Annotated in this window: 26 protein-coding genes; 21 read left to right on the forward strand and 5 right to left on the reverse strand. The window is 56.2% G+C overall.

Going from position 1 to position 26229, the window contains the following annotated elements; translation table 11 throughout:
• Positions 1–73 precede the first annotated feature (73 nt).
• Both pyrG and eno read left to right on the forward strand, forming a co-directional pair.
• Positions 74–1711: a glutamine hydrolyzing CTP synthase gene (gene pyrG / locus LDK53_RS10805; protein WP_025757058.1), complete on the forward strand. Its 1638-nt coding sequence runs from the start codon at positions 74–76 to the stop codon at positions 1709–1711.
• An 82-nt stretch (positions 1712–1793) separates the two neighbouring features.
• A complete protein-coding gene (eno, locus tag LDK53_RS10810) occupies positions 1794–3092 on the forward strand; it encodes a phosphopyruvate hydratase (RefSeq protein ID WP_024909267.1) in 1299 nt (432 codons plus the stop codon).
• 53 nt (positions 3093–3145) lie between these two features.
• Here eno and LDK53_RS10815 read toward each other — a convergent pair whose 3' ends face one another.
• Positions 3146–4255, reverse strand: coding sequence for an SDR family oxidoreductase (locus LDK53_RS10815; protein ID WP_225287185.1), 1110 nt, complete (start codon positions 4253–4255; stop codon positions 3146–3148).
• A gap of 358 nt (positions 4256–4613) precedes the next feature.
• The gene (locus tag LDK53_RS10820; protein ID WP_225287188.1) at positions 4614–5438 is read right to left on the reverse strand and encodes a MurR/RpiR family transcriptional regulator; all 825 of its coding nucleotides are present in this window, start codon (positions 5436–5438) and stop codon (positions 4614–4616) included.
• Between the two features lie 165 nt (positions 5439–5603).
• Here LDK53_RS10820 and LDK53_RS10825 point away from each other — a divergent pair, with 165 nt between their 5' ends.
• From LDK53_RS10825 to queE, 3 genes are read left to right on the forward strand one after another with little or no spacing between them, the layout of a single operon-like run.
• Positions 5604–7163 carry a maltose/glucose-specific PTS transporter subunit IIC gene (locus tag LDK53_RS10825; protein WP_225287189.1) on the forward strand — a complete coding sequence of 520 codons (1560 nt, stop codon included), beginning with the start codon at positions 5604–5606 and terminating at the stop codon, positions 7161–7163.
• The gene (locus tag LDK53_RS10830) at positions 7163–7870 is read left to right on the forward strand and encodes an N-acetylmannosamine-6-phosphate 2-epimerase (RefSeq protein WP_225287191.1); all 708 of its coding nucleotides are present in this window, start codon (positions 7163–7165) and stop codon (positions 7868–7870) included. The genes LDK53_RS10825 and LDK53_RS10830 overlap by 1 nt, the downstream gene beginning before the upstream one ends.
• A 54-nt stretch (positions 7871–7924) precedes the next feature.
• Positions 7925–8596 carry a 7-carboxy-7-deazaguanine synthase QueE gene (gene queE, locus LDK53_RS10835; RefSeq protein WP_023309006.1) on the forward strand — a complete coding sequence of 224 codons (672 nt, stop codon included), beginning with the start codon at positions 7925–7927 and terminating at the stop codon, positions 8594–8596.
• Positions 8597–8684: 88 nt separating this feature from the next.
• Here queE and queD read toward each other — a convergent pair whose 3' ends face one another.
• Positions 8685–9047 (reverse strand): 6-carboxytetrahydropterin synthase QueD, encoded by a 363-nt coding sequence (gene queD / locus LDK53_RS10840; RefSeq protein ID WP_025757064.1) that lies wholly within the window; start codon positions 9045–9047, stop codon positions 8685–8687.
• Positions 9048–9352: 305 nt separating this feature from the next.
• On the opposite strand from queD, the gene cysJ reads away from it, so the two are divergent.
• The 3 genes from cysJ to cysH all read left to right on the forward strand — a co-directional run bounded on the left by cysJ (position 9353) and on the right by cysH (position 13704).
• Complete coding sequence (gene cysJ, locus LDK53_RS10845) at positions 9353–11158, forward strand: NADPH-dependent assimilatory sulfite reductase flavoprotein subunit (RefSeq protein WP_225287207.1); 1806 nt, start codon at positions 9353–9355, stop codon at positions 11156–11158.
• Positions 11158–12870, forward strand: coding sequence for an assimilatory sulfite reductase (NADPH) hemoprotein subunit (gene cysI, locus LDK53_RS10850; protein WP_059384993.1), 1713 nt, complete (start codon positions 11158–11160; stop codon positions 12868–12870). The genes cysJ and cysI overlap by 1 nt, the downstream gene beginning before the upstream one ends.
• 99 nt (positions 12871–12969) lie before the next feature.
• Complete coding sequence (gene cysH / locus LDK53_RS10855) at positions 12970–13704, forward strand: phosphoadenosine phosphosulfate reductase (protein WP_025757067.1); 735 nt, start codon at positions 12970–12972, stop codon at positions 13702–13704.
• Positions 13705–13818: 114 nt separating this feature from the next.
• On the opposite strand, the gene LDK53_RS10860 is transcribed toward cysH, so the two are convergent.
• Entirely contained in the window at positions 13819–14862 is a 1044-nt protein-coding gene (locus LDK53_RS10860) for an aminopeptidase (protein ID WP_225287208.1), read from the reverse strand.
• A 238-nt stretch (positions 14863–15100) separates the two neighbouring features.
• Here LDK53_RS10860 and cysG point away from each other — a divergent pair, with 238 nt between their 5' ends.
• The 11 genes from cysG (at position 15101) to LDK53_RS10915 (ending at position 23896) form a co-directional block, all read left to right on the forward strand.
• Positions 15101–16459: a siroheme synthase CysG gene (gene cysG, locus LDK53_RS10865; protein ID WP_095441262.1), complete on the forward strand. Its 1359-nt coding sequence runs from the start codon at positions 15101–15103 to the stop codon at positions 16457–16459.
• 9 nt (positions 16460–16468) lie between these two features.
• The gene (cysD, locus tag LDK53_RS10870; protein ID WP_006811770.1) at positions 16469–17377 is read left to right on the forward strand and encodes a sulfate adenylyltransferase subunit CysD; all 909 of its coding nucleotides are present in this window, start codon (positions 16469–16471) and stop codon (positions 17375–17377) included.
• 9 nt (positions 17378–17386) lie between these two features.
• The gene (gene cysN, locus LDK53_RS10875) at positions 17387–18811 is read left to right on the forward strand and encodes a sulfate adenylyltransferase subunit CysN (RefSeq protein WP_025757070.1); all 1425 of its coding nucleotides are present in this window, start codon (positions 17387–17389) and stop codon (positions 18809–18811) included.
• Positions 18811–19416, forward strand: a complete 606-nt coding sequence (gene cysC / locus LDK53_RS10880; RefSeq protein ID WP_021241908.1) for an adenylyl-sulfate kinase — start codon at positions 18811–18813, stop codon at positions 19414–19416. Before cysN ends, cysC begins: the two co-directional genes overlap by 1 nt.
• Positions 19417–19474: 58 nt before the next feature.
• A complete protein-coding gene (locus LDK53_RS10885) occupies positions 19475–19801 on the forward strand; it encodes a DUF3561 family protein (protein WP_045286500.1) in 327 nt (108 codons plus the stop codon).
• 166 nt (positions 19802–19967) lie between these two features.
• Complete coding sequence (gene ftsB / locus LDK53_RS10890; RefSeq protein ID WP_008499609.1) at positions 19968–20279, forward strand: cell division protein FtsB; 312 nt, start codon at positions 19968–19970, stop codon at positions 20277–20279.
• A 19-nt stretch (positions 20280–20298) separates the two neighbouring features.
• Positions 20299–21009: a 2-C-methyl-D-erythritol 4-phosphate cytidylyltransferase gene (gene ispD, locus LDK53_RS10895; protein WP_225287209.1), complete on the forward strand. Its 711-nt coding sequence runs from the start codon at positions 20299–20301 to the stop codon at positions 21007–21009.
• Complete coding sequence (gene ispF, locus LDK53_RS10900) at positions 21009–21488, forward strand: 2-C-methyl-D-erythritol 2,4-cyclodiphosphate synthase (RefSeq protein WP_008499607.1); 480 nt, start codon at positions 21009–21011, stop codon at positions 21486–21488. Before ispD ends, ispF begins: the two co-directional genes overlap by 1 nt.
• A complete protein-coding gene (truD, locus tag LDK53_RS10905; RefSeq protein WP_059384997.1) occupies positions 21485–22534 on the forward strand; it encodes a tRNA pseudouridine(13) synthase TruD in 1050 nt (349 codons plus the stop codon). The genes ispF and truD overlap by 4 nt, the downstream gene beginning before the upstream one ends.
• A complete protein-coding gene (gene surE / locus LDK53_RS10910) occupies positions 22515–23276 on the forward strand; it encodes a 5'/3'-nucleotidase SurE (RefSeq protein WP_025757074.1) in 762 nt (253 codons plus the stop codon). The genes truD and surE overlap by 20 nt, the downstream gene beginning before the upstream one ends.
• The gene (locus tag LDK53_RS10915; protein WP_025757075.1) at positions 23270–23896 is read left to right on the forward strand and encodes a protein-L-isoaspartate(D-aspartate) O-methyltransferase; all 627 of its coding nucleotides are present in this window, start codon (positions 23270–23272) and stop codon (positions 23894–23896) included. Before surE ends, LDK53_RS10915 begins: the two co-directional genes overlap by 7 nt.
• A 94-nt stretch (positions 23897–23990) precedes the next feature.
• Here LDK53_RS10915 and LDK53_RS23050 read toward each other — a convergent pair whose 3' ends face one another.
• Positions 23991–24122, reverse strand: coding sequence for a peptidase (locus LDK53_RS23050; RefSeq protein WP_369751013.1), 132 nt, complete (start codon positions 24120–24122; stop codon positions 23991–23993).
• Here LDK53_RS23050 and nlpD point away from each other — a divergent pair.
• Together nlpD and rpoS are read left to right on the forward strand one after the other, a co-directional pair.
• A complete protein-coding gene (gene nlpD, locus LDK53_RS10920; protein WP_394805580.1) occupies positions 24064–25137 on the forward strand; it encodes a murein hydrolase activator NlpD in 1074 nt (357 codons plus the stop codon). The genes LDK53_RS23050 and nlpD overlap by 59 nt on opposite strands.
• A gap of 59 nt (positions 25138–25196) precedes the next feature.
• The gene (rpoS, locus tag LDK53_RS10925) at positions 25197–26189 is read left to right on the forward strand and encodes an RNA polymerase sigma factor RpoS (protein ID WP_008499600.1); all 993 of its coding nucleotides are present in this window, start codon (positions 25197–25199) and stop codon (positions 26187–26189) included.
• The last annotated feature ends 40 nt before the right edge of the window (positions 26190–26229 follow it).

A 26229-nucleotide genomic window follows, 5' to 3' on the forward strand; every position in this document is an offset into this window, starting at 1 on the left:
CTCGCCGTGTTCGGGTATACTACTTTCCCGTCCTGGTTATTCCATCGTTTCACCCTAACTTCTCAGGTTCAGCATGACAACGAACTATATTTTTGTGACCGGCGGGGTCGTATCCTCTCTGGGTAAAGGCATTGCCGCAGCCTCCCTCGCAGCCATTCTTGAAGCCCGTGGCCTCAATGTGACCATGATGAAACTGGATCCGTACATCAACGTCGATCCGGGCACCATGAGCCCAATCCAACACGGGGAAGTGTTCGTTACTGAAGACGGCGCTGAAACCGATCTGGATCTTGGCCACTACGAGCGTTTCATCCGCACCAAAATGACGCGTCGTAACAACTTTACGACGGGCCGTATTTACTCCGACGTTTTGCGTAAAGAGCGCCGTGGTGACTACCTGGGTGCCACCGTTCAGGTTATTCCGCACATCACTAACGCTATCAAAGAACGCATTGTGGCGGGTGGCGAAGGCCACGACGTGGTGCTGGTTGAAATCGGCGGGACCGTGGGTGACATCGAATCCCTGCCGTTCCTGGAAGCGATTCGTCAGCTGGCGGTAGACATTGGCCGTGAACACGCGCTGTTCATGCACCTGACCCTGGTGCCTTACATGGCCGCTGCAGGTGAAGTGAAAACCAAGCCGACTCAGCACTCTGTCAAAGAGCTGCTCTCTATTGGTATTCAGCCAGACATCCTGGTTTGCCGTTCTGACCGTGCGGTTCCGGCGAACGAACGTGCGAAAATTGCATTGTTCTGTAACGTGCCAGAAAAAGCCGTTATTTCAATGAAAGATGTCGATTCCATTTATAAAATCCCGGGCCTGTTGAAATCGCAGGGCCTGGACGATTATATTTGTAAACGATTCAGCTTGAACTGTCCGGAAGCTAACCTGTCTGAATGGGAACAGGTTATTTACGAAGAAGCCAATCCGGCAGGCGAAGTGACTATCGGTATGGTTGGCAAGTACATCGAGCTGCCAGATGCCTATAAGTCAGTGATTGAAGCGCTGAAACACGGTGGTCTGAAGAACCGTGTCTCCGTGAACATCAAGCTGATTGATTCACAGGATGTTGAAACGCGTGGCGTTGAAATCCTGAAAGATCTGGATGCTATCCTTATCCCTGGCGGCTTCGGCTACCGTGGTGTAGAAGGCAAGATCGCCACCGCGCGCTATGCGCGTGAAAACAATATTCCATACCTCGGCATCTGTCTGGGTATGCAGGTTGCGCTGATCGAATTTGCGCGCAACGTAGCGGGAATGGAAAACGCGAACTCTACGGAATTTGTGCCAGACTGTAAGTACCCTGTGGTGGCGCTTATCACTGAATGGCGTGACGAAGAAGGTAACGTCGAAGTCCGTACCGAGAAGAGCGATCTGGGTGGCACCATGCGTCTTGGCGCACAGGCGTGCCAGCTGACTGACGATAGCGTGGTTCGCAAGCTGTATGGCGAGCCGGTCATCACCGAGCGCCATCGTCACCGCTATGAAGTCAACAACATGTTGTTGAAACAAATTGAAGCTGCGGGTCTGCGTGTTGCGGGCCGCTCCGGGGATGATCAGTTAGTCGAGATCATCGAAGTGCCAAATCATCCGTGGTTTGTTGCCTGCCAGTTCCACCCGGAATTTACTTCAACGCCACGCGACGGGCATCCGCTGTTTGCAGGCTTCGTGAAAGCCGCCAGCGACTACCAGAAGCGTCAGGCGAAGTAAAAAAAGTTAGAACGGCAACGCGTACCTTTGGTACGCGTTGTTTGTCTGGAGTTTTAGTTTAACTTGTACTGAGGAAAATCTAATGTCCAAAATCGTTAAAGTCATCGGTCGTGAAATCATCGACTCCCGTGGTAACCCGACCGTTGAAGCCGAAGTTCACCTGGAAGGTGGTTTCGTTGGTATGGCTGCTGCTCCATCAGGTGCTTCTACCGGTTCCCGCGAAGCGCTGGAACTGCGCGATGGCGACAAATCTCGCTTCCTGGGTAAAGGCGTACTGAAAGCGGTTGGCGCTGTAAACGGTCCGATTGCTCAGGCAATCATTGGCAAAGACGCCAAAGACCAGGCTGGCATCGACAAGATCATGATCGATCTGGACGGTACTGAAAACAAATCTAACTTCGGTGCAAACGCCATTCTGGCGGTTTCCCTGGCGAACGCCAAAGCGGCTGCAGCAGCGAAAGGTATGCCACTGTTCGAGCACATCGCTGAGCTGAACGGCACCCCAGGCAAATACTCCATGCCTGTACCAATGATGAACATCATCAACGGTGGTGAGCACGCAGACAACAACGTTGATATTCAGGAATTCATGATTCAGCCAGTTGGCGCGAAATCCCTGAAAGAAGCGGTTCGTATGGGTTCTGAAGTATTCCACAACCTGGCGAAAGTGCTGAAAGCGAAAGGCATGAACACCGCTGTGGGTGACGAAGGTGGCTATGCGCCAAACCTGGGTTCTAACGCAGAAGCTCTGGCTGTTATCGCTGAAGCGGTAAAAGCAGCGGGCTACGAGCTGGGCAAAGACATCACCCTGGCGATGGACTGTGCAGCATCTGAATTCTACAAAGACGGTAAATACGTTCTGGCTGGCGAAGGTAACAAAGCGTTCACCTCCGAAGAGTTCACTCACTTCTTGGAAGACCTGACCAAACAGTACCCAATCGTGTCTATCGAAGACGGTCTGGACGAGTCTGACTGGGCTGGTTTCGCATACCAGACCAAAGTACTGGGCGACAAAATCCAGCTGGTTGGTGACGACCTGTTCGTAACCAACACCAAGATCCTGAAAGAAGGCATCGAGAAAGGCATCGTTAACTCCATCCTGATCAAATTCAACCAGATCGGTTCCCTGACCGAAACTCTGGCTGCGATCAAAATGGCGAAAGACGCTGGCTACACCGCTGTTATCTCTCACCGTTCTGGCGAAACTGAAGACGCTACCATTGCCGACCTGGCTGTGGGTACCGCTGCAGGCCAGATCAAAACCGGTTCTATGAGCCGTTCTGACCGTGTTGCTAAATACAACCAGCTGATTCGTATCGAAGAAGCGCTGGGCGAAAAAGCACCATACAACGGCCGTAAAGAGATCAAAGGCCAGGCATAATTGCTTAAGCCTTAAAATGAAAATGCCAGTCGAATGACTGGCATTTTTTTTGTCTATTTGAAGTCGACCGCCATTTGTTCCGGTATGGTCAGCCCCCGGGTGGTTTGCACGCAGCGGGCGATATAATCCGTAAACCGGGGTGGCTTCGGCATCCCCATGCTCAACAGCTTGTCGTTGCTAAAGCGCACGTTAAGCGTGGCGAACGCACCGTATAACCGCATGGCTTTGAGCATCAGACGTTCATTGCACGGGCCAAAAATGTCCTTCAGCTCGCGGCGCATTCTGACCAGCGTTTCGTAGCTGACCTGCGCATATTTATCACCCACGGGGGCTTTCTCCAGCGCCTGCGCCATCGCATTATCAATATCCGCAAAGCGAACGCTGTTCTCTTCACCCGCCGAAATATGCACCACTTCCCCCGGACGAGCGTTGCTGTGAAGCAGCATTAACAGTGCATCGGCGCAGTAGTCCACCGGAACAACGTCGATTCGGTCTTCCATGGAGCACATAAACTTCTGCAGCATCAGACCCATGCTAAAGACCCAGAAAATGCTGCTCGATGGCGTGCAGCCGTGGCGGGTATGGCCGACAACGATGGACGGACGGGCAATCAGCAGCGGCAGGTCTGGACACGCCTGGCGCATCAGCTGTTCGATGGTTGACTTCGACCAGGTGTATTCCACCAAATGTTCAGCATTCTCTCTGAATTCAGCGCTTTCGGCGACCAGGGAATCCTGCTCAGGCGTGCATGACATTGCCGTGCCGACGTGGAGGAAACGCTGTAGCGTTGAAACCTGCTCCATGCGGCGCGCCAGCGCCAGAGTACCTTCTACGTTGACCTTCCAGATCAGCGGGTTATTTCCAAATGAGGCAACGGCCGCACAGTTAACGACATGTGTGACCTGATCCAGACGCGGATCGTTCAGGAAGGCTTCCGGCTGGCTGAGATCGCCAATAAGGATATTCTCCACACTCAGGGAGGCCAGTTTATCTTCGGGAACGTTAAACTTGCGCATGTTCTCCAGCACCCGCTCCAGCCCGCTCTGCGCATCGCCGGCTCGCGCGAGCAAAAGCAGTTTCACGGATTGATCGCCGGTTAGCACTTTTTCCAGTACTGCACCGCCCAGAAACCCCGTCACGCCTGTAATCATTAACATTTTCATTAATACCGTCTCATTATGATTGATGAGGCGGATTGTAGGCGTGCAAAAGTAAACGGCATTTAAATAATAAAACGCCGAAACCGACGGCCTCTTAAGCTTATTTTAAGGAAAGGAAATCAGGTGGAGATATTGGACATTGCGGCTGGGATAAAAATTCAATTTATTAACTATTATATTTTAATTATCTGATTTTAAAGTGATTTAAATGGGTGTGTCAGCGTGTTAAGCATAATTCAAAATGTAATTAATAAAATACTTTGTTACACCAAACATTTACTGAATAAATCATTTAAATAGAGCTTAACGCAAATCAGATGATATTAACCGCAGGCTATTTTATTTAGCCTGCGAAGGGTTTTCAGAGTAACAGAGGAAGCGTGGCGCTGGCGGTTTGCTGGCTAACGTCCCCGTAATGACCGTCCAGCGCAATCATGGACGTGGTCAGCAGCTCAACCAGCAGCATAACCCCAACCTTAGCATTGAGCGCGCCTGCGCTCAGTGGTCCCTCCGGTTTGGCGGCCACCAGCTGCATATCGCTCAGTGATGCCAGCGGGCTACGTGGCGTATTGCTGAGCGCCAGCACCGTAACGCCGCGCTTGCGGGCCAGTTTCACCACGTGAAGCAAATCCCGCGTTGAACCGGAGCTGGAGATGGCCACCACCAGGGTCTCTTTTGAAAGCGTGGTCGCATTCATGGCCGCACGGTGCATATCGCTAAACAGCTGCGCCGGTTTGCCCAGCCGCAGCAGCTTATAGTGCAGATACTCCCCGAGTATGGCGCTGGCCGCAACGCCGTAAATCTGCACGGACTGTGCCTGATGCAGCGCCAGCGCGGCCTTTCCCAGCAGCGCGCGGTCGAGGAGTCGGGCGGTATCCTGCAAAGCCTGCACCGATTCCTCCACGACGTTATCAATTTCGTCCCCGGCCTGACGCGCGGGCTGGCCCTGCTGAATATCCAGCGCAAGCGCCATCTTGAATTCGTTATAGCCCTTGCAGCCCAGCGTGCGGCAAAGACGCGTGACGCTGGCCTCGCTGGTATGGCTTTCGCGGGCCAGCTCGGTGATCGTCAGGTAGAGCACCCGGGCAGGATCGCTGAGGACAAACTCACCGAGTTTTTGTTGTGTTGGGCTGTACCCGGAAGCCTCCTGGCGGAGCTTCAGCAGCAGGTTTTCATGATCCGACATGCCACGTCCTTAATGCATTTCTCTGCGCCTAGTGTGGCGGAAAGCGGGGGAAAGATGCCAGTCATTTCGAAAAAGTATGATCGGGCTCCTGGTTTATGATGATAATTTTCACTATTAAATATTAATGTGGTAAAAATTTTCATCCATGAAAGGGGGGATGAAAAAATGATGCAAATGTTCAGTGGGGCTTCTTCGGGCGGATGGTTTGAAAAAGCGCAGCGCTTTGGCAAATCCTTCATGTTGCCCATCGCCGTGTTGCCTGCGGCGGGTCTGCTGCTGGGAATAGGCGGTACGCTATCGAATCCTAATACGCTGACGGCTTATCCGTTTTTGGATATGGGCTGGCTACAGGCGATTTTCACCATCATGAGCAGCGCAGGTTCAATCGTCTTTGCGAACCTCCCGGTGCTGTTTGCCGTTGGGGTGGCCGTCGGGCTGGCCAAAAGTGATAAGGGTACGGCTGGGCTGGCGGCGTTGCTCGCATTTCTGGTGATGAATGCCACCATCAACGCGCTGCTGATCCTCACCGGCAAGCTGGCGCACGAGAACCCGGGAGCCGTGGGACAGGGCATGACGCTGGGCATTCAGACGCTGGAAACCGGCGTGTTTGGCGGCGTGGTGATTGGACTGGTGACCTGCGCGCTTCATCATCGGTTTAATAAGATTGCGCTTCCGCAGTTTCTCGGGTTCTTTGGCGGCTCACGTTTTGTTCCCATTATCAGCTCCCTGGCGGCGATCCTCGTCGGTGCCGCAATGACCGTGGTCTGGCCGCATTTTCAGAAACTGATTTTTGGTCTGGGCGGGCTGGTGGATGCCACCGGTTATCTGGGGACGCTGCTGTACGGCTTTATTCTACGCATGCTGGGCCCGTTTGGGCTGCACCACATCTTCTATCTGCCGTTCTGGACCACCGCGCTCGGCGGCAGTGAGATGGTCAACGGTCACCTTGTTGAAGGCACACAGCGAATTTTCTTCGCCCAGCTGGCCGACCCTGCGACGCGTCAGTTCTATGAAGGTACGTCACGCTTCATGTCCGGGCGCTTTATTACGATGATGTTTGGCCTGCTCGGAGCGTGTCTGGCGATGTATCACACGGCAAAACCCGAGAACAAAAAACGCGTTGCCGGGCTGTTACTTTCAGCGGCGTTGACCTCGTTCCTGACCGGGATCACCGAGCCCATCGAGTTCTCCTTCCTGTTTATCGCACCGGTGCTGTACGTCATCCATGCGCTGTTTGACGGGCTGGCATTCATGCTGGCGCACATGCTGCATATCACCATCGGGCAAACCTTCTCCGGCGGTTTTATCGACTTCGTGCTGTTCGGCATTTTGCAGGGGGAGGCCAAAACCCACTGGATGTTCGTTCCGCTGGTCGGCGTGCCGTGGTTCTTCCTCTACTACTTCACGTTCCGCTACCTGATTAACCGCTTTGATTTTGCCACGCCGGGCCGTGAAAAGGAGACGATATCTGACGAGGTGACTCTCCCGCAAAGCGATCGCGCCGCGGCGGTGATTGCCGGATTAGGCGGAAAAGACAATCTGGAAGAGGTGGACTGCTGTGCAACGCGTCTTCGCGTCACGGTAAAAGACGGCAGCAAAGTGAATGACGCGGCGCTGAAAGCCACCGGCGCGCGCGGCGTTATCGTGCGCGGAAACGGTGTTCAGGTCATCTATGGCCCGCACGTCACGATTATCAAAAACGAAGTGGAAGAGATCTTATCGTAATGAAAACTGTACTGGATACCCTGAAGGGAAAACTGGTCGTCTCCTGTCAGGCGCTGGAAAACGAACCCCTGCATAGCCCGTTTATTATGTCGCGAATGGCGCTGGCGGCGGCGCAGGGCGGAGCTGCCGCCATACGCGCCAACAGCGTAGTGGATATCGTGGCCATTAAACAGCAGGTGTCGTTGCCGGTTATCGGCATCATCAAGCGGGATTATGCCGACAGCGAGGTGTTTATCACCGCGACGATGAAAGAGGTGGATGAGCTTATGACCGTCTCTCCGGAGATCATCGCGCTTGATGCGACGGCGCGGGCACGCCCCGGCGGTGAATCGCTGGAAGCCCTGGTCACGCGTATCCGCGCACGCTACCCCACGGTATTGCTGATGGCGGATATTTCCTCAACAGAGGAAGCCGTAACGGCGCAGGCGTTAGGTTTTGATTGCGTCGGCACCACGCTTTATGGCTATACGGCGGACACCGCGGGCCATGCTCTTCCGGAAAATGACTGTGCGTTCCTCAAGGCGGTGCTGGCGGCCGTCACGATTCCCGTGGTGGCTGAAGGCAACGTGGATACGCCCGAGCGTGCGGCCAGGTGTCTGGCGCTGGGCGCGCATACGGTTGTCGTCGGCGGCGCGATCACCCGTCCACAGCAAATTACCGAACGGTTTATGGCGGCGATTGACGCGCAAAGCACCGATGGAGCATGACCATCCGGCGGGGATCTGCGATACTTATCGTTTATCCCCTTTACTGAGATGACTATGCAGTACCCGATTAACGAGATGTTCCAGACCCTGCAAGGCGAGGGTTACTTTACCGGCGTTCCCGCTATCTTTATCCGTTTACAGGGATGCCCGGTTGGCTGTGCCTGGTGTGATACCAAACATACGTGGGATAAGCTCGCAGATCGGGAAGTGTCGCTGTTTAGCATTCTGGCGAAAACCAAAGAGAGCGATAAGTGGGGCGCGGGCAGTTCAGAAGATCTGCTGGCCATCATTGGTCGTCAGGGCTGGACGGCGCGCCATGTGGTGATCACCGGCGGCGAACCCTGCATTCACGATCTGACCCCGCTGACCGAGCTGCTCGAAAAGAACGGCTACAGCTGTCAGATTGAAACCAGCGGCACCCATGAAGTGCGTTGCTCGCATACCACCTGGGTGACGGTATCGCCGAAAGTGAATATGCGCGGCGGATATGATGTGCTGTCTCAGGCGCTGGAGCGCGCGGATGAGATTAAGCATCCGGTGGGACGCGTGCGTGATATTGAAGCGCTGGATGAACTGCTGGCGACGCTGACGGATGAAAAGCAGCGGGTGATCGCCCTGCAGCCTATCAGCCAGAAAGAGGACGCGACGCGCCTGTGCATTGAAACCTGCATTGCGCGCAACTGGCGCCTGTCGATGCAGACGCACAAGTATCTGAATATCGCCTGAAAAAAAGCCCGGTGGCGTTAGCGCTTTCCGGGGCGGGGTTTCGAGGCTTTCGTAGGCCGGGTAAGGCGAAGCCGCCACCCGGCAAGCATCACTCGCCGCGATACACGCAGCCTGCCGTACAGGTCTCTTTGATCATCACCGCGCTCAGCAGCGGAACCTGCGGTTTCATCTGATCCCAAATCCATTTCGCCAGCACTTCGCTGGTCGGGTTTTCAAGACCCGGGATATCGTTCAGATAGTAGTGATCCAGACGATCGTAAGTCGGTTTGAATGCAGCCTTCAGCTCGGCAAAATCCATGATCCAACCGGTATGCGGATCAACTTCACCGGTGATCTCAAGACGCACCATAAACGAATGCCCGTGCAGCCGGCCGCATTTGTGTCCTGCAGGAACGTGCGGGAGGTGGTGGGCAGCTTCGAAGGTGAAATCTTTAAACAGTGTGGTGGACATGATCGCTCTCAGTAATGCGGAAAAAACCGCCGCATAGTACCGGAAAGCACAATTTTTCGCATTAACTAAAACGGCTCTGAAGCCTGAGCTTGCATTAAAAGCGGTTTTATATGGTTTTTATTTAACAATTTCAGAAGGTTAATTAATCGGTTTTATCGCTAAGCATGACAACCAAAACAGGTTAGTCCATTTGGTTATTTATTATTTCCATCCCTTCTTTAATTGTTATTATCCTCGCCGTTAACCTTATCTCTAGTTTGGTCTTTTTGCATAAATTCCGCTTTGCTACTGGAACATAACGACGCATGACAACACAGGCCCCACCTTCAAATTTGCTTCCCCTTAACCCGGAGCAACTGGCGCGTCTTCAGGCTGCCACCTCTGACTTTTCTCCCACTCAGCTTGCCTGGGTCTCCGGTTATTTCTGGGGAATGCTCAATCAGCAGCCTGGCGCTGTGGCGGGGGCACCGGCAACAGCCGTTGAAATTCCGGCCATTACCCTGATTTCCGCCTCGCAAACAGGCAATGCCCGCCGCGTGGCTGAAGCACTGCGTGACGACCTGCTGGCCGCCAAACTGAACGTGAACCTGGTCAACGCCGGGGATTATAAATTTAAGCAAATCGCGTCGGAAAAACTGCTGGTGGTTGTCGCCTCTACCCAGGGTGAAGGTGAACCCGCTGAAGAAGCGGTGGCGCTGCATAAGTACCTTTTCTCGAAAAAAGCCCCAAAACTGGACGGCACGGCGTTTGCCGTATTTGGCCTGGGCGATACCTCCTATGAATTCTTCTGCCAGTCCGGGAAAGATTTCGACAGTAAGCTGGCGGAGCTCGGCGCGGAGCGCCTGCTGGACCGCGTTGACGCAGATGTCGAATACCAGACCGCCGCAGCAGAATGGCGTGCCCGTATCGTTGAGGTGCTGAAAGCCCGCGTGCCAAAAGCGACGTCGGCGCAGGCGGCATTCACCGCGACGGGTGCGGTCAACGACATCCACACCAGTCCGTACACCAAAGAGGCACCGCTGATCGCGAGCCTGTCGGTGAACCAGAAAATTACCGGCCGCGATTCTGAAAAAGACGTGCGCCATATCGAAATCGATCTCGGTGACTCTGGCCTGCGCTACCAGCCTGGCGATGCGCTGGGGGTCTGGTATCAGAACGATCCGGCGCTGGTGAAAGAGCTGGTTGAGCTGCTGTGGCTGAAAGGCGACGAACCGGTCACCGTGGAAGGCAAAACGCTGCCCCTCTCTGAAGCATTGCAGTGGCATTTCGAGCTGACGGTCAACACGCCGAACATCGTCGAAAATTACGCCACCTTAACCCGCAGTGAATCCCTGCTGCCGCTGGTGGGCGACAAAGCGAAGCTGCAGCATTACGCGGCGACGACGCCGATTGTCGATATGGTGCGTTTCTCTCCGGCGCAGCTGGATGCCGGGGCGCTGATCGGCCTGCTGCGTCCGCTGACCCCACGCCTGTACTCCATTGCCTCGTCTCAGGCCGAGGTGGAGAGCGAAGTGCATATCACCGTGGGCGTAGTGCGCTACGACATCGAAGGCCGCGCCCGTACGGGTGGAGCATCGGGCTTCCTGGCTGACCGCGTAGAAGAAGAGGGCGAAGTGCGCGTCTTTATCGAGCACAACGACAACTTCCGCCTGCCTGCGAATCCGGAAACGCCGGTCATTATGATTGGCCCGGGGACTGGTATTGCGCCGTTCCGCGCCTTTATGCAGCAGCGTGCGGCAGACGGTGCGCCGGGTAAAAACTGGCTGTTCTTCGGGAACCCGCACTTTACGGAAGATTTCCTCTACCAGGTGGAGTGGCAGCGCTATGTCAAAGAAGGCGTACTGACCCGCATCGATCTGGCCTGGTCTCGCGATCAGAAAGAAAAAGTATACGTACAAGACAAACTGCGCGAACAGGGCGCAGAGCTGTGGCGCTGGATCAATGACGGTGCCCACATTTATGTCTGCGGCGATGCCAATCGCATGGCGAAAGACGTTGAGCAGACATTGCTGGAAGTGATTGCCGAGTTCGGCGGTATGGATGCCGAAGCGGCGGATGAATTTTTAAGTGAGCTGCGCGTTGAGCGCCGTTATCAGCGAGATGTCTACTAATGAGCGAAAAACATCCAGGGCCACTGGTGGTCGAAGGTAAACTGACAGACGCCGAGCGCATGAAGCTGGAAAGCAACTACCTGCGCGGCACCATTGCTGAAGATCTGAATGACGGTCTCACCGGCGGTTTCAAAGGCGACAACTTCCTGCTGATCCGTTTCCACGGCATGTACCAGCAGGATGACCGTGATATTCGTGCCGAACGTGCGGAACAGAAGCTGGAGCCGCGTCATGCGATGCTGCTGCGCTGCCGTCTGCCGGGTGGGGTAATCACCACCAAACAGTGGCAGGCCATCGACAAGTTTGCCGGTGAAAACACGATCTACGGCAGCATCCGTCTGACCAACCGTCAGACCTTCCAGTTCCACGGCATTCTGAAGAAGAACGTGAAGCCGGTGCACCAGATGCTGCACTCCGTCGGGCTGGACGCGCTGGCGACCGCTAACGACATGAACCGTAACGTGCTCTGCACCTCTAACCCGTATGAGTCCGAGCTGCATGCCGAAGCGTACGAGTGGGCGAAGAAGATCTCCGAGCACCTGCTGCCGCGTACCCGCGCGTATGCAGAGATCTGGCTCGATCAGGAAAAAGTCGCGACCACGGATGAAGAGCCGATCCTCGGCCAGACCTACCTGCCGCGTAAGTTCAAAACCACAGTAGTGATCCCGCCGCAGAACGATATTGATCTGCACGCCAACGACATGAACTTCGTGGCGATTGCCGAAAACGGCAAGCTGGTGGGCTTTAACCTGCTGGTGGGTGGCGGTCTGTCCATCGAACACGGTAACAAGAAAACCTACGCCCGCACCGCGAGCGAGTTCGGCTTCCTGCCGCTTGAGCATACGCTGGCCGTGGCGGAAGCGGTGGTCACAACCCAGCGCGACTGGGGTAACCGTACCGACCGTAAAAACGCGAAAACCAAATATACCCTGGAGCGCGTGGGCGTGGAGACGTTCAAAGCGGAAGTGGAGCGTCGTGCGGGCATCAAATTTGAGCCGATTCGCCCTTACGAATTCACCAGCCGCGGCGATCGTATTGGCTGGGTTAAAGGCATCGACAATAAATGGCATCTGACGCTGTTTATCGAAAACGGCCGTATCCTGGACTATCCGGGGCGTCCGCTGAAAACCGGTCTGCTGGAAATCGCGAAGATCCATAAAGGTGAGTTCCGCATTACGGCTAACCAGAACCTGATCATTGCCGGCGTGCCGGAAAGCCAGAAGGCGAAGATCGAGAAGCTGGCGCGCGAACACGCCTTGATGGATGCGGTGAAGCCGCAGCGTGAAAACTCGATGGCCTGCGTGTCATTCCCGACCTGCCCGCTGGCGATGGCCGAAGCGGAGCGTTTCCTGCCGTCCTTCACTGACAAAGTGGAAGCGATTCTGGAAAAACACGGCATTCCGGACGAGCATATTGTTATGCGCGTCACCGGCTGCCCGAACGGCTGCGGTCGTGCGATGCTCGCTGAGCTGGGCCTGGTGGGGAAAGCGCCGGGGCGCTATAACCTGCACCTGGGCGGTAACCGTATCGGCACGCGTATTCCGCGTATGTTCCGCGAGAACATCACCGAGCCGGAAATTCTTGATTCCATCGACGAGCTTGTCGGGCGCTGGGCGAAAGAGCGCGAAGCGGGTGAAGGCTTCGGCGACTTTACGGTGCGTGCGGGCATCATTCGCCCGGTGCTCGATCCCGCCAGGGATTTCTGGGAGTAACCCTTCCTTTGCCCGGTGGCGCTTCGCTTACCGGGCCTACGGGTTTTGTAGGCCGGGCAAACGCAGTGCCGCCCGGCAAAACAGGCAAACGAGGTTCTTATGTCCGTACTCGATCTAAACGCGCTTAACGCATTGCCAAAAGTCGAACGCATTCTGGCACTCGCCGAAACCAACGCTCAGCTGGAGAAGCTGGACGCCGAAGGGCGTGTGGCGTGGGCGCTGGAAAACCTGCCGGGAGACTACGTGCTGTCGTCGAGCTTTGGTATTCAGGCGGCGGTCAGTTTGCATCTGGTGAATCAGATCCGCCCGGACATTCCGGTGATCCTCACCGATACCGGCTACCTGTTCCCGGAAACCTACCAGTTTATTGACGAGCTGACGGACAAGCTCAGGCTGAACCTGAAAGTCTACCGCGCGGCTGAAAGCGCGGCCTGGCAGGAAGCGCGCTACGGCAAGCTGTGGGAGCAGGGCGTTGAGGGCATTGAGAAATACAATGAGATCAACAAGGTTGAGCCGATGAACCGGGCGCTGAAAGAGCTGAACGCGCAGACGTGGTTTGCGGGGCTGCGCCGTGAGCAGTCCGGCAGCCGCGCCACGCTGCCGGTGCTGGCGGTTCAGCGCGGGGTGTTTAAAGTGCTGCCGATCATCGACTGGGATAACCGGACGGTGTACCAGTACCTGCAAAAACACGGGCTGAAGTACCATCCGCTGTGGGATCAGGGCTACCTGTCAGTGGGAGATACCCACACCACGCGCAAATGGGAACCGGGAATGGCGGAAGAAGAGACGCGATTCTTTGGGCTGAAGCGCGAGTGCGGGTTGCACGAAGGGTGATGCCTTTGCCCCCCTCACCCTAACCCTCTCCCCAAAGGGGAGAGGGGATTGCCCGGAGGCGTCTTTTCTCCCTCGCCCCTTTGGGGAGGGCAGGGATGAGGGGGAAATACCGCTCTACGCTTTCCCCGCTTTTGCCAGTTCTTTCACCAGCGGCAGCATCACTTTCACCACATCCCGGCTGCGGTGCTCTATGCGCTGCGGCAGGGCGCTATCAATGTGCTGTTGATTATCCAGCATCACGTTATGCCAGCTTGTCCCGCCCGGAAAGGCTTTCGATTGAGTCCGCTGCTGATAGCCATCTTTCTTGCCCAGCGACCAGTTTGTCGCTTCCACATACAGTACCGGAATGCCGGCCTTATCGAACACTTCGCCGTCGTTACAGCAGCCCGTTCCTCGCGGATAGCTGGCGTTCCCGCCAGGATTGGTCGTGGCATAAACGCCATGGCTGCGGGCAATCGCCAGCGCCCGGTCACGGGTCAGTTTCCGCACGGTACCTGGCGTACTCTGTCCGCTATTGAAATAGAGCTTATCGCCGACGATTAAATTATCGAGGTTAATCACCAGCAGCGTATTTTTCTTCTCCTCTGCGCTCATGCGCTTAAGGAGATTCTCAGCGCCAAGCTTGCCTTCCTCTTCGCCGCTGGTCGCCACAAAGCGAATACCATATTTTGTCGGGATGTCTTTCATCCGCTCGGCCAGCTCAAGCATCACGCCCAGGCCTGCGGCGTTATCGTCCATGCCCTGCAGCGTCAGCCCACCGAGGTTGTTATCCGAATCTGCGTCACTCTGCGGGGCGTAGGTATCAAGGTGCGCCATAATAATGATCTGCTCAGCCGCGCGACCTTCATGCGCCGCGATAACCGTACTGCCGGTCACGTTATGCCAGTTTTTGGTTTTATTTCTGGAGGTATAAACGTAGCGGCTGTGAAACGAACGGATATCGCTCTGGTAACCCATATCGGCAAACTGCTGACGAATATAGTCGGCGGAGAGCATTTCCGCCGGAGAGCCGGTCATGCGTCCGGGAAAGACGGTAGCAATATGCCGCGCCTGCATATTGGCGATTTCACCATACGGTTGATTTTTTGCCTGAGCCGGAAGGATAAAGCAAACGCCGAGCGCCAGGGCAGCGATACGGTGGCGCGTTGCGGAAAACATAGGGAGTCCTTAAAAAACAGAGCAAAATTTTAACCCGCCTAGTATGAAACTGTGATCGCCCATACACAATTTGAATTGCTCTTAAATGCCCGAAATTTCGCGTGTTAAGCACTTTTTGATATTTGCTTTTTCATTGCGTTATTCCATTGAGTAACTACTCATTCCAATTCGTAATTTCATTCGGTCTAAGCCGCCCCCTATAGTCCCTCTATTCCTTGTTGTGAGTGAGTTGTTGCTTGTGGACTATCTGCCCTTATTTGCCGCGATTAAAGAGAAACCGGTGCTGGTTGTTGGTACCGGTGACATTGCCGATCGCAAAATCGCGTTTCTGCAGCGTGCGGGCGCGCAGGTGCAGACCGTCGCAGAGGCAGATTTTGACGAATCACAGATCGACAGCGTGGTGCTGGTGATTGCGGCAACGGAAAATCGCGAACTCAACCGGCGGATCTCCGAGGCCGCGCAGGCGCGTTACCGCCTGGTGAACGTGGTCGACGACCAGCCTCTGTGCTCGTTTATTTTCCCCTCAATCGTCGACCGATCGCCGCTGCTGGTGGCTATCTCTTCCGGCGGCACCGCACCGGTGCTGGCGCGCGTGCTGCGTGAAAAAATCGAAGCGCTGCTGCCAACCAGCCTTGGACGAATGGCGGAGAAAGCCAGCTACTGGCGCAACCATCTGAAAACCCGCCTGACCAGCGTGACGGAACGCCGTCGCTTCTGGGAGCGCGTGTTTCGCGGCCGCTTTGCCAGCCTGATGCATGCCGGTAATGAGACGGCGGCACAAAAAATTCTTGAAGACGAACTGGATAACCCCGGCAGCACGGGCGGGGAAATCATTCTGGTGGGGGCCGGGCCTGGTGATGCCGGACTCCTGACGCTGCGTGGCCTGCAGGTACTGCAGGATGCGGACGTGGTGTTCTATGACCATCTGGTCACCGACGGCGTGCGCGAACTGATCCGTCGTGATGCGGAGCAAATCTGCGTCGGCAAACGGGCAGGCGAGCACTCTGTCCCCCAGCATGACACCAACCAGATGCTGATTGCGGCCGCCAGAGCGGGCAAGACCGTGGTGCGCCTGAAAGGCGGCGATCCGTTTATTTTTGGTCGCGGCGGTGAAGAGCTGCAGGCGGCAGCCGAAGCGGGCGTGCCGTTCCAGGTGGTGCCAGGCATCACGGCGGCCTCTGCGGTAACGGCCTACGCCGGTATTCCGCTCACGCATCGCGATTACGCCCAGAGCGTGACCTTTGTGACCGGCCATTACAAGGCGGACAGCACGCCGTTTGACTGGTCGCACCTCGCCCAGAGCCGACAGACGCTGGCTATCTACATGGGCACCATGAAGGCGGCGGACATCAGCGAACAGCTTATTCAGCACGGCCGTGAGGCGACGACGCCAGTCGCCGTGATTTCCCGCGGTACGCGCGTCGATCAGCACGTTGCTGTCGGCACACTTCAGGAACTTGCAACCCTGGCGAAAGACGCCCCGATGCCCGCCCTGATCGTGGTTGGGGAAGTGGTGCAACTGCACAGCACGCTCGCCTGGTTTCAGCACACAACCGACACAGAAGGCTTCGGCGCTTCTGTCATAAATTTGGCTTAAGGAACGGTTATGGACCAAAAACGTCTTACTCACCTGCGACAGCTTGAAGCGGAAAGTATCCATATTATCCGCGAAGTGGCCGCCGAGTTTTCTAACCCGGTGATGATGTACTCCATCGGTAAAGATTCCAGCGTCATGCTGCATCTGGCGCGTAAAGCGTTTTATCCGGGTACGCTGCCGTTCCCGCTCCTGCACGTAGATACCGGTTGGAAATTCCGCGAGATGTATGAGTTCCGTGACCGTACCGCGAAAGCCTACGGCTGTGAGCTGCTGGTGCATAAAAACCCGGAAGGGGTGGCGATGGGCATTAACCCGTTCGTGCACGGCAGCGCCAAACACACCGATATCATGAAAACCGAGGGGCTGAAGCAGGCGCTGAATAAATACGGTTTTGATGCGGCCTTCGGCGGCGCGCGCCGTGACGAAGAGAAATCCCGCGCCAAAGAGCGCATCTACTCCTTCCGCGACCGCTTCCACCGCTGGGATCCCAAAAACCAGCGTCCGGAGCTGTGGCACAACTACAACGGTCAGATCAACAAAGGCGAAAGCATTCGCGTCTTCCCGCTCTCCAACTGGACCGAGCTGGATATCTGGCAGTACATCTATCTGGAAAATATCGAGATCGTTCCGCTGTATCTGGCGGCTGAACGCCCGGTGCTGGAGCGCGACGGCATGCTGATGATGATCGACGACGATCGTATCGACCTGCAGCCGGGGGAAGTGATCAAAAAACAGATGGTGCGTTTCCGTACCCTGGGTTGCTGGCCGCTGACCGGCGCGGTGGAATCCAGCGCGCAGACGCTGCCGGAGATCATCGAAGAGATGCTGGTGTCGACCACCAGCGAGCGACAGGGGCGCGTGATCGACCGCGACCAGGCAGGCTCGATGGAGCTGAAGAAACGTCAGGGTTATTTCTAAGGAGCCGCCATGAACACCACTATTGCTCAACAAATTGCCAAAGAAGGCGGCGTGGAAGCGTATCTGCACGCGCAACAACATAAAAGCCTGCTGCGTTTTCTGACCTGCGGCAGCGTGGATGACGGGAAAAGTACCCTGATTGGCCGCCTGCTGCACGATACGCGCCAGATTTATGAAGATCAGCTCTCTTCCCTGCATAACGACAGTAAGCGTCACGGTACCCAGGGCGAAAAACTCGACCTGGCGCTGCTGGTGGATGGCCTGCAGGCGGAACGCGAGCAGGGCATCACCATCGACGTGGCCTATCGTTATTTCTCCACCGAGAAGCGCAAATTTATTATCGCCGACACCCCGGGGCACGAGCAGTACACCCGCAATATGGCGACCGGTGCGTCGACCTGTGACCTGGCGATCCTGCTGATCGACGCCCGTAAAGGCGTGCTGGATCAGACCCGTCGCCACAGCTTTATCTCCACGCTGCTGGGGATCAAACACCTGGTGGTGGCCATCAATAAGATGGATCTGGTGAGCTTCAGTGAAGAGACGTTCGACGCGATCCGCCAGAGCTACCTGACCTTTGCTGAACAGCTGCCGGGCAACCTCGACATTCGCTTTGTGCCGCTCTCGGCGCTGGAAGGGGACAATGTCGCCTCCCAGAGCGCGAACATGCCGTGGTACAGCGGCCCGACGTTGCTGGAAGTGCTGGAGACCGTTGAGATCCAGCGCGTGGTCGACACCCAGCCGATGCGCTTCCCGGTGCAGTACGTCAACCGTCCGAACCTCGATTTCCGCGGGTTCTCCGGTACCCTCGCTTCGGGTGTCGTGAAGGTGGGGCAACGCGTCAAGGTGCTGCCATCCGGTGTGGAATCAACCATTGCCCGTATCGTTACCTTTGACGGTGACCTGCAGGAAGCGGGCGCCGGTGAAGCGGTAACGCTGGTGCTGAAAGACGAGATTGATATCAGTCGCGGAGACCTGCTGGTGGATGCCCAGGAAACGCTGGCGGCCGTGCAGGGTGCTTCTGTGGACGTGGTATGGATGGCGGAGCAGCCGCTGACCGCGGGTCAGAGCTATGACATCAAAATTGCCGGCAAGAAAACCCGCGCCCGCGTGGACGGCATTCAGTTCCAGGTGGACATCAACAACCTGACCCAGCGCGAGGTCACCGAGCTGCCGCTGAACGGCATTGGTCTGGTCGATCTGACCTTCGACGAACCGCTGGTGCTGGATCCGTATCAGCAGAACCCGGTGACGGGCGGGCTGATCTTTATCGACCGCTTGACGAACGTTACCGTCGGCGCGGGTATGGTGCGCGAGCCAAACGAGCAGGCGAGCGTGGCCTCGGAATTCAGCGCCTTTGAGCTGGAACTGAACGCACTGGTGCGTAAGCACTTCCCGCACTGGGGCGCACGCGATCTGCTGGGAGGTAAGTAATGGCCGCCCATGATGAGAACGTCGTCTGGCATCCTCATCCGGTCACCGTCGCCCAGCGCGAACAGCTCCACGGCCACCGTGGGGTTGTGCTGTGGTTTACCGGGCTCTCTGGCTCCGGTAAATCCACGGTCGCCGGGGCGCTGGAAGAGGCGTTGCATCAGCAGGGAGTAAGCACCTACCTGCTGGATGGCGACAACGTGCGCCACGGCCTGTGCAGCGATTTGGGGTTCAGCGATGACGATCGTAAAGAGAACATCCGCCGGGTCGGGGAGGTCGCCAGCCTGATGGCGGACGCCGGGCTGGTGGTGCTGACGGCGTTTATCTCACCGCACCGCGCCGAGCGCCAGATGGTGCGCGAACGTGTGGGTCAGGATCGCTTTATCGAAGTGTTTGTCGACACCCCGCTGGAGGTTTGCGAAGCGCGCGATCCGAAAGGGCTGTACAAAAAAGCCCGTGCCGGTGAACTGCGCAACTTCACCGGCATTGACGCGGTCTACGAAGCGCCTGAATCGCCTGAAATTCACCTGGAAGGTCAACAATTGGTAACAAATTTAGTAAGCCAATTATTAGACCTGCTCAGACGGGACGATATTATCAGATCCTGAGACGGTATCGTTCGGGAGCTGTCTTCCCGAACGATGAGTCACGGTCACAGGATTAGCTATGCGCAACAGTGAAAATTACATCATCACCACCGGGTCGGAGCCGCTTGCGACCGACGACGAGACGACCTGGTCATTTCCTGGGGCCATCATTGGCTTCGTCTCATGGTTGCTGGCGCTTGGCATTCCGTTTCTCATCTACGGCGGTAACACGCTGTTCTTCTTTCTCTACACCTGGCCTTTCTTCCTGGCGTTAATGCCCGTGGCGGTGGTTGTCGGCATTGCGCTGCACTCGCTGCTCAATGGCCGCCTCCTGTACAGTACCGCGATCACGATTGTGACGGTGGTTCTGATGTTTGGCCTGTTATTTTTGTGGCTCATGGGCTAACTTCAGCCATAATTCAAACCGTAACCAACTGTGTGGCGATATTGTGCAGGACGATTCTGCGGAAAAAATGTGGTACATTTGCCCGCGATGTTGCGGCATCTCTGTTACCCCGGCGTTGTGCTCTGGGGAAGTCTTGGGATGAGGATGCCGTTTTTCAGGGGGCAGGATGGGTAAACTAACGCTGCTGTTGCTGGCTTTGCTAATCTGGCTGCAATATTCGCTGTGGTTCGGTAAGAACGGACTGCACGACTATAGCCGGGTGAGTGATGACGTCGCGGCTCAGCAGGCAACAAACGCCAAACTTAAGGCGCGAAACGATCAACTCTTCGCTGAAATTGATGACCTCAATGGCGGGCAAGAGGCGATTGAAGAACGCGCACGCAATGAACTCAGTATGACTAAGCCGGGCGAAACCTTTTATCGTCTGGTTCCGGATGCGTCTAAACGCAATCAGGGCTCAGCACAAAACAATCGATAATCAGGCCCAGGATTACGACATGGCAGTAACTTTTTCGGACGTATGCGCCGTGGTGCCGGCCGCAGGTTTTGGCCGGCGCATGCAGACAGAATGTCCCAAGCAATACCTCTCTATTGGCGATAAAACGATCCTCGAGCACGCCGTGGCGGCGCTGCTGGCGCACCCACGGGTGACGCGGGTGATCATCGCCATCAGCCCGGGCGATGCGCGCTTCGCGCAGTTACCGCTGGCCAATCACCCACAGATTACCGTTGTCGATGGCGGTGCCGAGCGCGCCGATTCCGTGCTGGCAGGCATTCAGGCTGCCGGAAACGCGCGGTGGGTGCTGGTGCATGACGCGGCGCGTCCGTGTCTGCATCAGGACGATCTCGCTCGCCTGCTGGCGTTGAGTGAAACCAGTCGGGTGGGTGGCATTCTGGCTGCCCCTGTGCGTGACACCATGAAGCGTGCCGAGCCGGGCAAAGCGGCTATCGCCCACACCGTTGAGCGCGTCGATTTATGGCACGCGCTGACGCCACAATTTTTCCCCCGCGAATTACTCCATGACTGCTTAACGCGAGCGCTGAATGAAGGGGCGACCATTACGGACGAGGCCTCGGCGCTGGAGTATTGCGGTTTCCACCCAACGCTGGTTGAAGGACGTGCTGATAATATAAAAGTGACGCGTCCGGAAGATTTACAGCTCGCGGAATTCTATCTTACCCGTTCGACCCATCAGGAGAAGGCATAATGCGAATTGGACACGGTTTTGATGTACACGCCTTTGGCGGAGAAGGCCCAATTATCATTGGCGGCGTGCGCATTCCTTATGAAAAAGGGCTGCTGGCGCATTCTGATGGCGACGTGGCGCTGCATGCGCTTACCGACGCCTTACTGGGCGCTGCGGCGCTGGGCGATATTGGCAAACTGTTCCCGGACACCGACCCGGCCTTTAAAGGGGCGGACAGCCGCGAGCTGCTGCGCGAAGCGTGGCGCCGCATCCAGGCGAAAGGCTACACCCTCGGCAACGTTGACGTCACGATTATTGCTCAGGCACCGAAAATGCTGCCGCATATTCCGCAGATGCGCGTATTTATTGCTGAAGATCTGGGCTGCCATATGGACGACGTCAACGTCAAAGCAACGACCACCGAGAAGCTGGGCTTTACTGGCCGCGGTGAAGGCATTGCCTGTGAAGCCGTGGCGCTGCTGGTGAAGGCGAGCAAATGACAGATTTCGACAACCTGACCTACCTGCACGGTAAACCGCAGGGGCATGGGGTGCTGAAAGCCAGCCCTGAAGACTTCCTCGTGGTGGAGGATCTGGGCTTTGAGCCGGATGGCGAAGGCGAACATATCCTGGTGCGCATTCTTAAAAATGGCTGCAATACCCGTTTTGTGGCCGACGCTCTGGCAAAATTCCTCAAAATTCATGCCCGCGAAGTGAGCTTTGCTGGTCAGAAAGATAAACACGCCGTCACGGAACAGTGGCTCTGCGCCCGCGTGCCCGGCAATGCGATGCCTGATTTAAGCAAATTTGAACTTGAGGGCTGTAAGGTACTGGAATATGCCCGTCACAAGCGCAAACTGCGTCTGGGGGCGTTGAAAGGTAACGACTTTACGCTGGTGCTGCGTGAAGTGACCGACCGCGATGACGTGGAGAAACGCCTGAATGCCATCAGCGCGCAGGGCGTGCCGAACTACTTTGGCGCGCAGCGTTTTGGGATCGGCGGCAGTAACCTGCAGGGCGCATTGCGCTGGGCGCAAAGCGATGCGCCGGTTCGTGACAGGAATAAACGCAGTTTTTGGTTGTCGGCGGCCCGCAGTGCGTTGTTTAATCAGATTGTGAGCGAAAGGCTGAAAAAACCGGACGCGAATCAAGTTGTTGTTGGCGATGCGCTACAATTAGCGGGACGCGGAAGCTGGTTTGTGGCAACGGCCGAAGAGATGGCCGATGTACAGTCGCGCGTGGACGCCAAAGCGCTGATGATTACCGCCGCGTTGCCCGGTACAGGCGACTGGGGAACCCAGGGCGAAGCCCTGGCGGCGGAGCAGTCTGCCGTTGCGGATGCGCAGGCATTACAATCCTTGCTGGTGCGGGAAAAAGTCGACGCAGCACGCCGCGCGATGCTGCTTTATCCGCAGCAGTTAAGCTGGAACTGGTGGGATGACGTGACCGTCGAGTTACGTTTCTGGCTGCCGGCAGGTAGCTTTGCCACCAGTGTTGTCAGGGAACTTATCAACACGTCGGGTGATTATGCGAATATTGCTGAGTAACGATGACGGGATCCACGCGCCAGGCATTCAGACGCTGGCGAAACACCTCCGCGAATTCGCGGATGTGCAGGTCGTGGCTCCCGATCGTAACCGCAGTGGAGCGTCTAACTCGCTGACGCTGGAGTCGTCGCTTCGCACCTTTAGCTTTGAAAATGGCGATATTGCCGTGCAGATGGGCACGCCAACCGACTGCGTTTTTCTGGGCGTGAACGCGCTGATGCGGCCGCGTCCGGATATTGTCGTCTCCGGCATTAATGCCGGGCCCAACCTCGGCGATGACGTGATTTACTCCGGTACCGTGGCGGCGGCAATGGAAGGGCGTCACCTCGGGTTTCCGGCGCTGGCGGTCTCGTTAAACGGCCACACCCATTACGATACCGCCGCCGTGGTGACCTGTTCGATCCTGCGGGCCCTCAGCCGCGAGCCGCTGCGCACCGGACGCATCCTCAATATCAACGTGCCTGATCTGCCCCTGAGTGAGATTAAAGGCATTCGCGTCACCCGGTGCGGAAGCCGGCATCCGGCCGATCAGGTGATCCCGCAGCAGGATCCGCGCGGCAACACGCTTTACTGGATTGGCCCTCCCGGCGAGAAGTGCGATGCGGGCCCGGATACCGACTTTGCCGCCGTGGATGAAGGCTATGTTTCGGTGACGCCCTTGCACGTAGATTTAACCGCGTATAGCGCGCATGATGTGGTGTCGGGCTGGCTGGATCGCGCAGGAGTGAACGCGCAATGGTAAACAAACGTGTACAAACTCTTCTGGAGCAACTCCGCGCACAGGGGATCCGCGACGAGCACGTGCTTGACGCGCTCGCCCGGGTTCCGCGTGAGAAATTTGTCGACGAGGCGTTTGAACACAAAGCGTGGGAAAACGTGGCGCTACCCATCGGGCAGGGCCAGACGATTTCGCAGCCCTACATGGTGGCGCGCATGACCGAGCTGCTGGAGCTCACGCCCAACTCCCGCGTGCTGGAGATCGGTACCGGGTCGGGGTATCAGACCGCGATCCTGGCGCATCTGGTACATCATGTCTGCTCCGTTGAGCGGATTAAAGGTTTACAGTGGCAGGCGCGTCGCCGCCTGAAACAACTTGATTTACATAATGTTTCGACACGACACGGTGATGGATGGCAGGGTTGGCAGGCTCGTGCCCCGTTTGACGCTATCATCGTGACGGCGGCCCCACCTGAAATACCTGTGGCACTGTTGTCGCAGCTGGATGAGGGGGGCATTCTTGTTCTGCCCGTCGGGGACGAGCAGCAGCTTCTGAAGCGCGTTCGTCGCCGCGGCGGCGAGTTTATTATCGATACCGTGGAAGCCGTGCGCTTTGTGCCTCTGGTAAAGGGGGAGTTAGCCTGAGACTCGGAATTATCCAGGGTTATTAAGGCAAATTCAGCGTATGGTGTGGCGCGAAAGATTCGTGCCATCACGGTAAATTTTAAGTCACTGGTAGTTAACACATTCCTGGGGGATAAATGAGCGCGGGAAGCCCTAAATTCACCATCAGCCGTGTTGCGGCATTATCACTGGTTTCGCTCTGGCTGGCAGGTTGCACAAGTTCTAATAACGCGCCTGCGCCCGTCAGTTCCGTCGGCGGAAACAGCGGCTCCGGTAACACGTCCAGCGGAATGTTAATCACGCCGCCACCTAAAATGGGCACTGCTGCACCGCAGCAAACACCACAAATTCAGCCTGTGCAACATCCTGTTACACAGCCAATGCAGGTTCAGCCAGTTGAACAACCTGTTCAGACCCAAAATGGCCGCATAGTCTATAACCGCCAGTATGGGAACATTCCGAAAGGCAGTTATACCGGTGGCAGCACCTATACCGTGAAGCGTGGCGACACGTTGTTCTACATCGCCTGGATCACCGGGAACGATTTCCGTGACCTCGCCCAGCGCAATAACGTGCAGGCCCCATACGGTCTGGAAGTCGGGCAAACGCTGCAGGTTGGCAACGCAACGGGTACGCCGCTTACGCCTGGCAACACCGTTTCCGCAGCCGACGTGACCGCGCAAAATAACAGCGTTAAGCCTGCACAAAAATCCACCACGGTGGTTGCTTCACAACCTGTAATTACGTATTCTGAGGATTCAGGTGATCAGACTGCTAACAAAATGTTGCCGAATAATAAAGGGACTGCGACTGTTGTCACAGCACCGGTAACGGCACCTGTGGTTAGCTCTACTGAACCGACTGCCAGCAGTATGACATCCAGTTCGCCAATCTCTGCATGGCGCTGGCCAACTGACGGCAAGGTTATCGAAAACTTCTCTTCCTCCGAAGGGGGAAATAAAGGGATCGATATCGCAGGGAGTAAAGGACAGGCTATCATCGCGACCGCAGACGGACGCGTTGTGTATGCCGGTAACGCTCTGCGCGGTTACGGTAATCTTATCATCATCAAACACAACGATGATTACCTGAGTGCCTACGCCCATAACGACACAATGCTGGTCCGGGAACAACAAGAAGTTAAGGCGGGGCAAAAAATCGCTACCATGGGTAGCACCGGAACCAGTTCTACACGCTTGCATTTTGAAATTCGTTACAAGGGGAAATCCGTAAACCCGCTGCAGTACTTGCCGCAGCGATAATTTGACGGGGCATGCCAGCCAGGGTGTCTCGTCCAGGGATCACGGGTAGGAGCCACCTTATGAGTCAGAATACGCTGAAAGTTCATGATTTAAATGAAGACGCGGAATTTGATGAGAACGGAGTAGAGGCTTTTGACGAAAAAGCCTTAGTAGAAGAGGAACCCAGTGATAACGATTTGGCTGAAGAAGAGCTGTTATCGCAGGGCGCCACACAGCGTGTACTGGACGCGACTCAGCTTTACCTTGGGGAGATTGGTTACTCCCCACTGCTAACGGCCGAAGAAGAAGTCTATTTCGCACGTCGTGCTTTGCGTGGTGATGTGGCCTCGCGTCGTCGCATGATTGAAAGTAACCTGCGACTGGTCGTGAAAATTGCCCGCCGTTACGGCAATCGTGGTCTGGCTCTGCTGGATCTGATTGAAGAGGGCAACTTAGGTCTCATCCGCGCAGTTGAGAAGTTTGACCCGGAACGCGGGTTCCGTTTCTCAACCTACGCGACCTGGTGGATTCGTCAGACCATCGAACGGGCTATTATGAACCAGACCCGTACGATCCGCCTGCCGATTCACATCGTCAAAGAGTTGAACGTGTATCTGCGCACCGCGCGCGAGTTGTCCCATAAACTGGACCACGAGCCAAGCGCAGAAGAAATTGCCGAACAACTCGATAAACCGGTTGATGACGTAAGCCGTATGCTGCGTCTCAACGAGCGCATTACCTCCGTTGACACCCCGCTGGGTGGCGACTCCGAAAAAGCGCTGCTGGACATCCTGGCTGATGAAAAAGACAACGGCCCGGAAGACACCACGCAGGACGATGACATGAAGCAGAGCATCGTCAAATGGCTGTTCGAACTGAACGCCAAACAGCGTGAAGTGCTGGCACGTCGTTTCGGTTTGCTGGGGTATGAAGCTGCGACACTGGAAGATGTCGGCCGTGAAATTGGCCTGACCCGTGAACGTGTTCGTCAGATTCAGGTTGAAGGTCTGCGCCGTCTGCGTGAAATCCTGCAGGGGCAAGGTCTGAATATCGAAGCGCTGTTCCGCGAATAAGCAACCTTTCGTCAAAAAAGGCCCGTCGTGAGACGGGCCT

The sequence above is a fragment of the Enterobacter sp. K16B genome, from assembly GCF_020216105.1.
In the GTDB taxonomy this organism is placed as follows: domain Bacteria; phylum Pseudomonadota; class Gammaproteobacteria; order Enterobacterales; family Enterobacteriaceae; genus Enterobacter; species Enterobacter sichuanensis.

Excerpts from the sequence above, each read along its gene's own strand:
- queE (WP_023309006.1), top strand. The coding sequence starts at position 7,925 with ATGCAGTACCCGATTAACGAGATGTTCCAGACCCTGCAAGGCGAGGGT.
- pyrG (WP_025757058.1), top strand. The coding sequence starts at position 74 with ATGACAACGAACTATATTTTTGTGACCGGCGGGGTCGTATCCTCTCTG.
- surE (WP_025757074.1), top strand. The coding sequence starts at position 22,515 with ATGCGAATATTGCTGAGTAACGATGACGGGATCCACGCGCCAGGCATT.
- cysH (WP_025757067.1), top strand. The coding sequence starts at position 12,970 with ATGTCCGTACTCGATCTAAACGCGCTTAACGCATTGCCAAAAGTCGAA.
- truD (WP_059384997.1), top strand. The coding sequence starts at position 21,485 with ATGACAGATTTCGACAACCTGACCTACCTGCACGGTAAACCGCAGGGG.
- cysI (WP_059384993.1), top strand. The coding sequence starts at position 11,158 with ATGAGCGAAAAACATCCAGGGCCACTGGTGGTCGAAGGTAAACTGACA.
- rpoS (WP_008499600.1), top strand. The coding sequence starts at position 25,197 with ATGAGTCAGAATACGCTGAAAGTTCATGATTTAAATGAAGACGCGGAA.
- LDK53_RS10815 (WP_225287185.1), bottom strand. The coding sequence starts at position 4,255 with ATGAAAATGTTAATGATTACAGGCGTGACGGGGTTTCTGGGCGGTGCA.
- LDK53_RS10825 (WP_225287189.1), top strand. The coding sequence starts at position 5,604 with ATGATGCAAATGTTCAGTGGGGCTTCTTCGGGCGGATGGTTTGAAAAA.
- cysC (WP_021241908.1), top strand. The coding sequence starts at position 18,811 with ATGGCCGCCCATGATGAGAACGTCGTCTGGCATCCTCATCCGGTCACC.
- ispD (WP_225287209.1), top strand. The coding sequence starts at position 20,299 with ATGGCAGTAACTTTTTCGGACGTATGCGCCGTGGTGCCGGCCGCAGGT.
- cysN (WP_025757070.1), top strand. The coding sequence starts at position 17,387 with ATGAACACCACTATTGCTCAACAAATTGCCAAAGAAGGCGGCGTGGAA.
- LDK53_RS10820 (WP_225287188.1), bottom strand. The coding sequence starts at position 5,438 with ATGTCGGATCATGAAAACCTGCTGCTGAAGCTCCGCCAGGAGGCTTCC.
- ispF (WP_008499607.1), top strand. The coding sequence starts at position 21,009 with ATGCGAATTGGACACGGTTTTGATGTACACGCCTTTGGCGGAGAAGGC.
- LDK53_RS10885 (WP_045286500.1), top strand. The coding sequence starts at position 19,475 with ATGCGCAACAGTGAAAATTACATCATCACCACCGGGTCGGAGCCGCTT.
- LDK53_RS10860 (WP_225287208.1), bottom strand. The coding sequence starts at position 14,862 with ATGTTTTCCGCAACGCGCCACCGTATCGCTGCCCTGGCGCTCGGCGTT.
- LDK53_RS10830 (WP_225287191.1), top strand. The coding sequence starts at position 7,163 with ATGAAAACTGTACTGGATACCCTGAAGGGAAAACTGGTCGTCTCCTGT.
- queD (WP_025757064.1), bottom strand. The coding sequence starts at position 9,047 with ATGTCCACCACACTGTTTAAAGATTTCACCTTCGAAGCTGCCCACCAC.
- cysD (WP_006811770.1), top strand. The coding sequence starts at position 16,469 with ATGGACCAAAAACGTCTTACTCACCTGCGACAGCTTGAAGCGGAAAGT.
- LDK53_RS10915 (WP_025757075.1), top strand. The coding sequence starts at position 23,270 with ATGGTAAACAAACGTGTACAAACTCTTCTGGAGCAACTCCGCGCACAG.
- cysJ (WP_225287207.1), top strand. The coding sequence starts at position 9,353 with ATGACAACACAGGCCCCACCTTCAAATTTGCTTCCCCTTAACCCGGAG.
- ftsB (WP_008499609.1), top strand. The coding sequence starts at position 19,968 with ATGGGTAAACTAACGCTGCTGTTGCTGGCTTTGCTAATCTGGCTGCAA.
- eno (WP_024909267.1), top strand. The coding sequence starts at position 1,794 with ATGTCCAAAATCGTTAAAGTCATCGGTCGTGAAATCATCGACTCCCGT.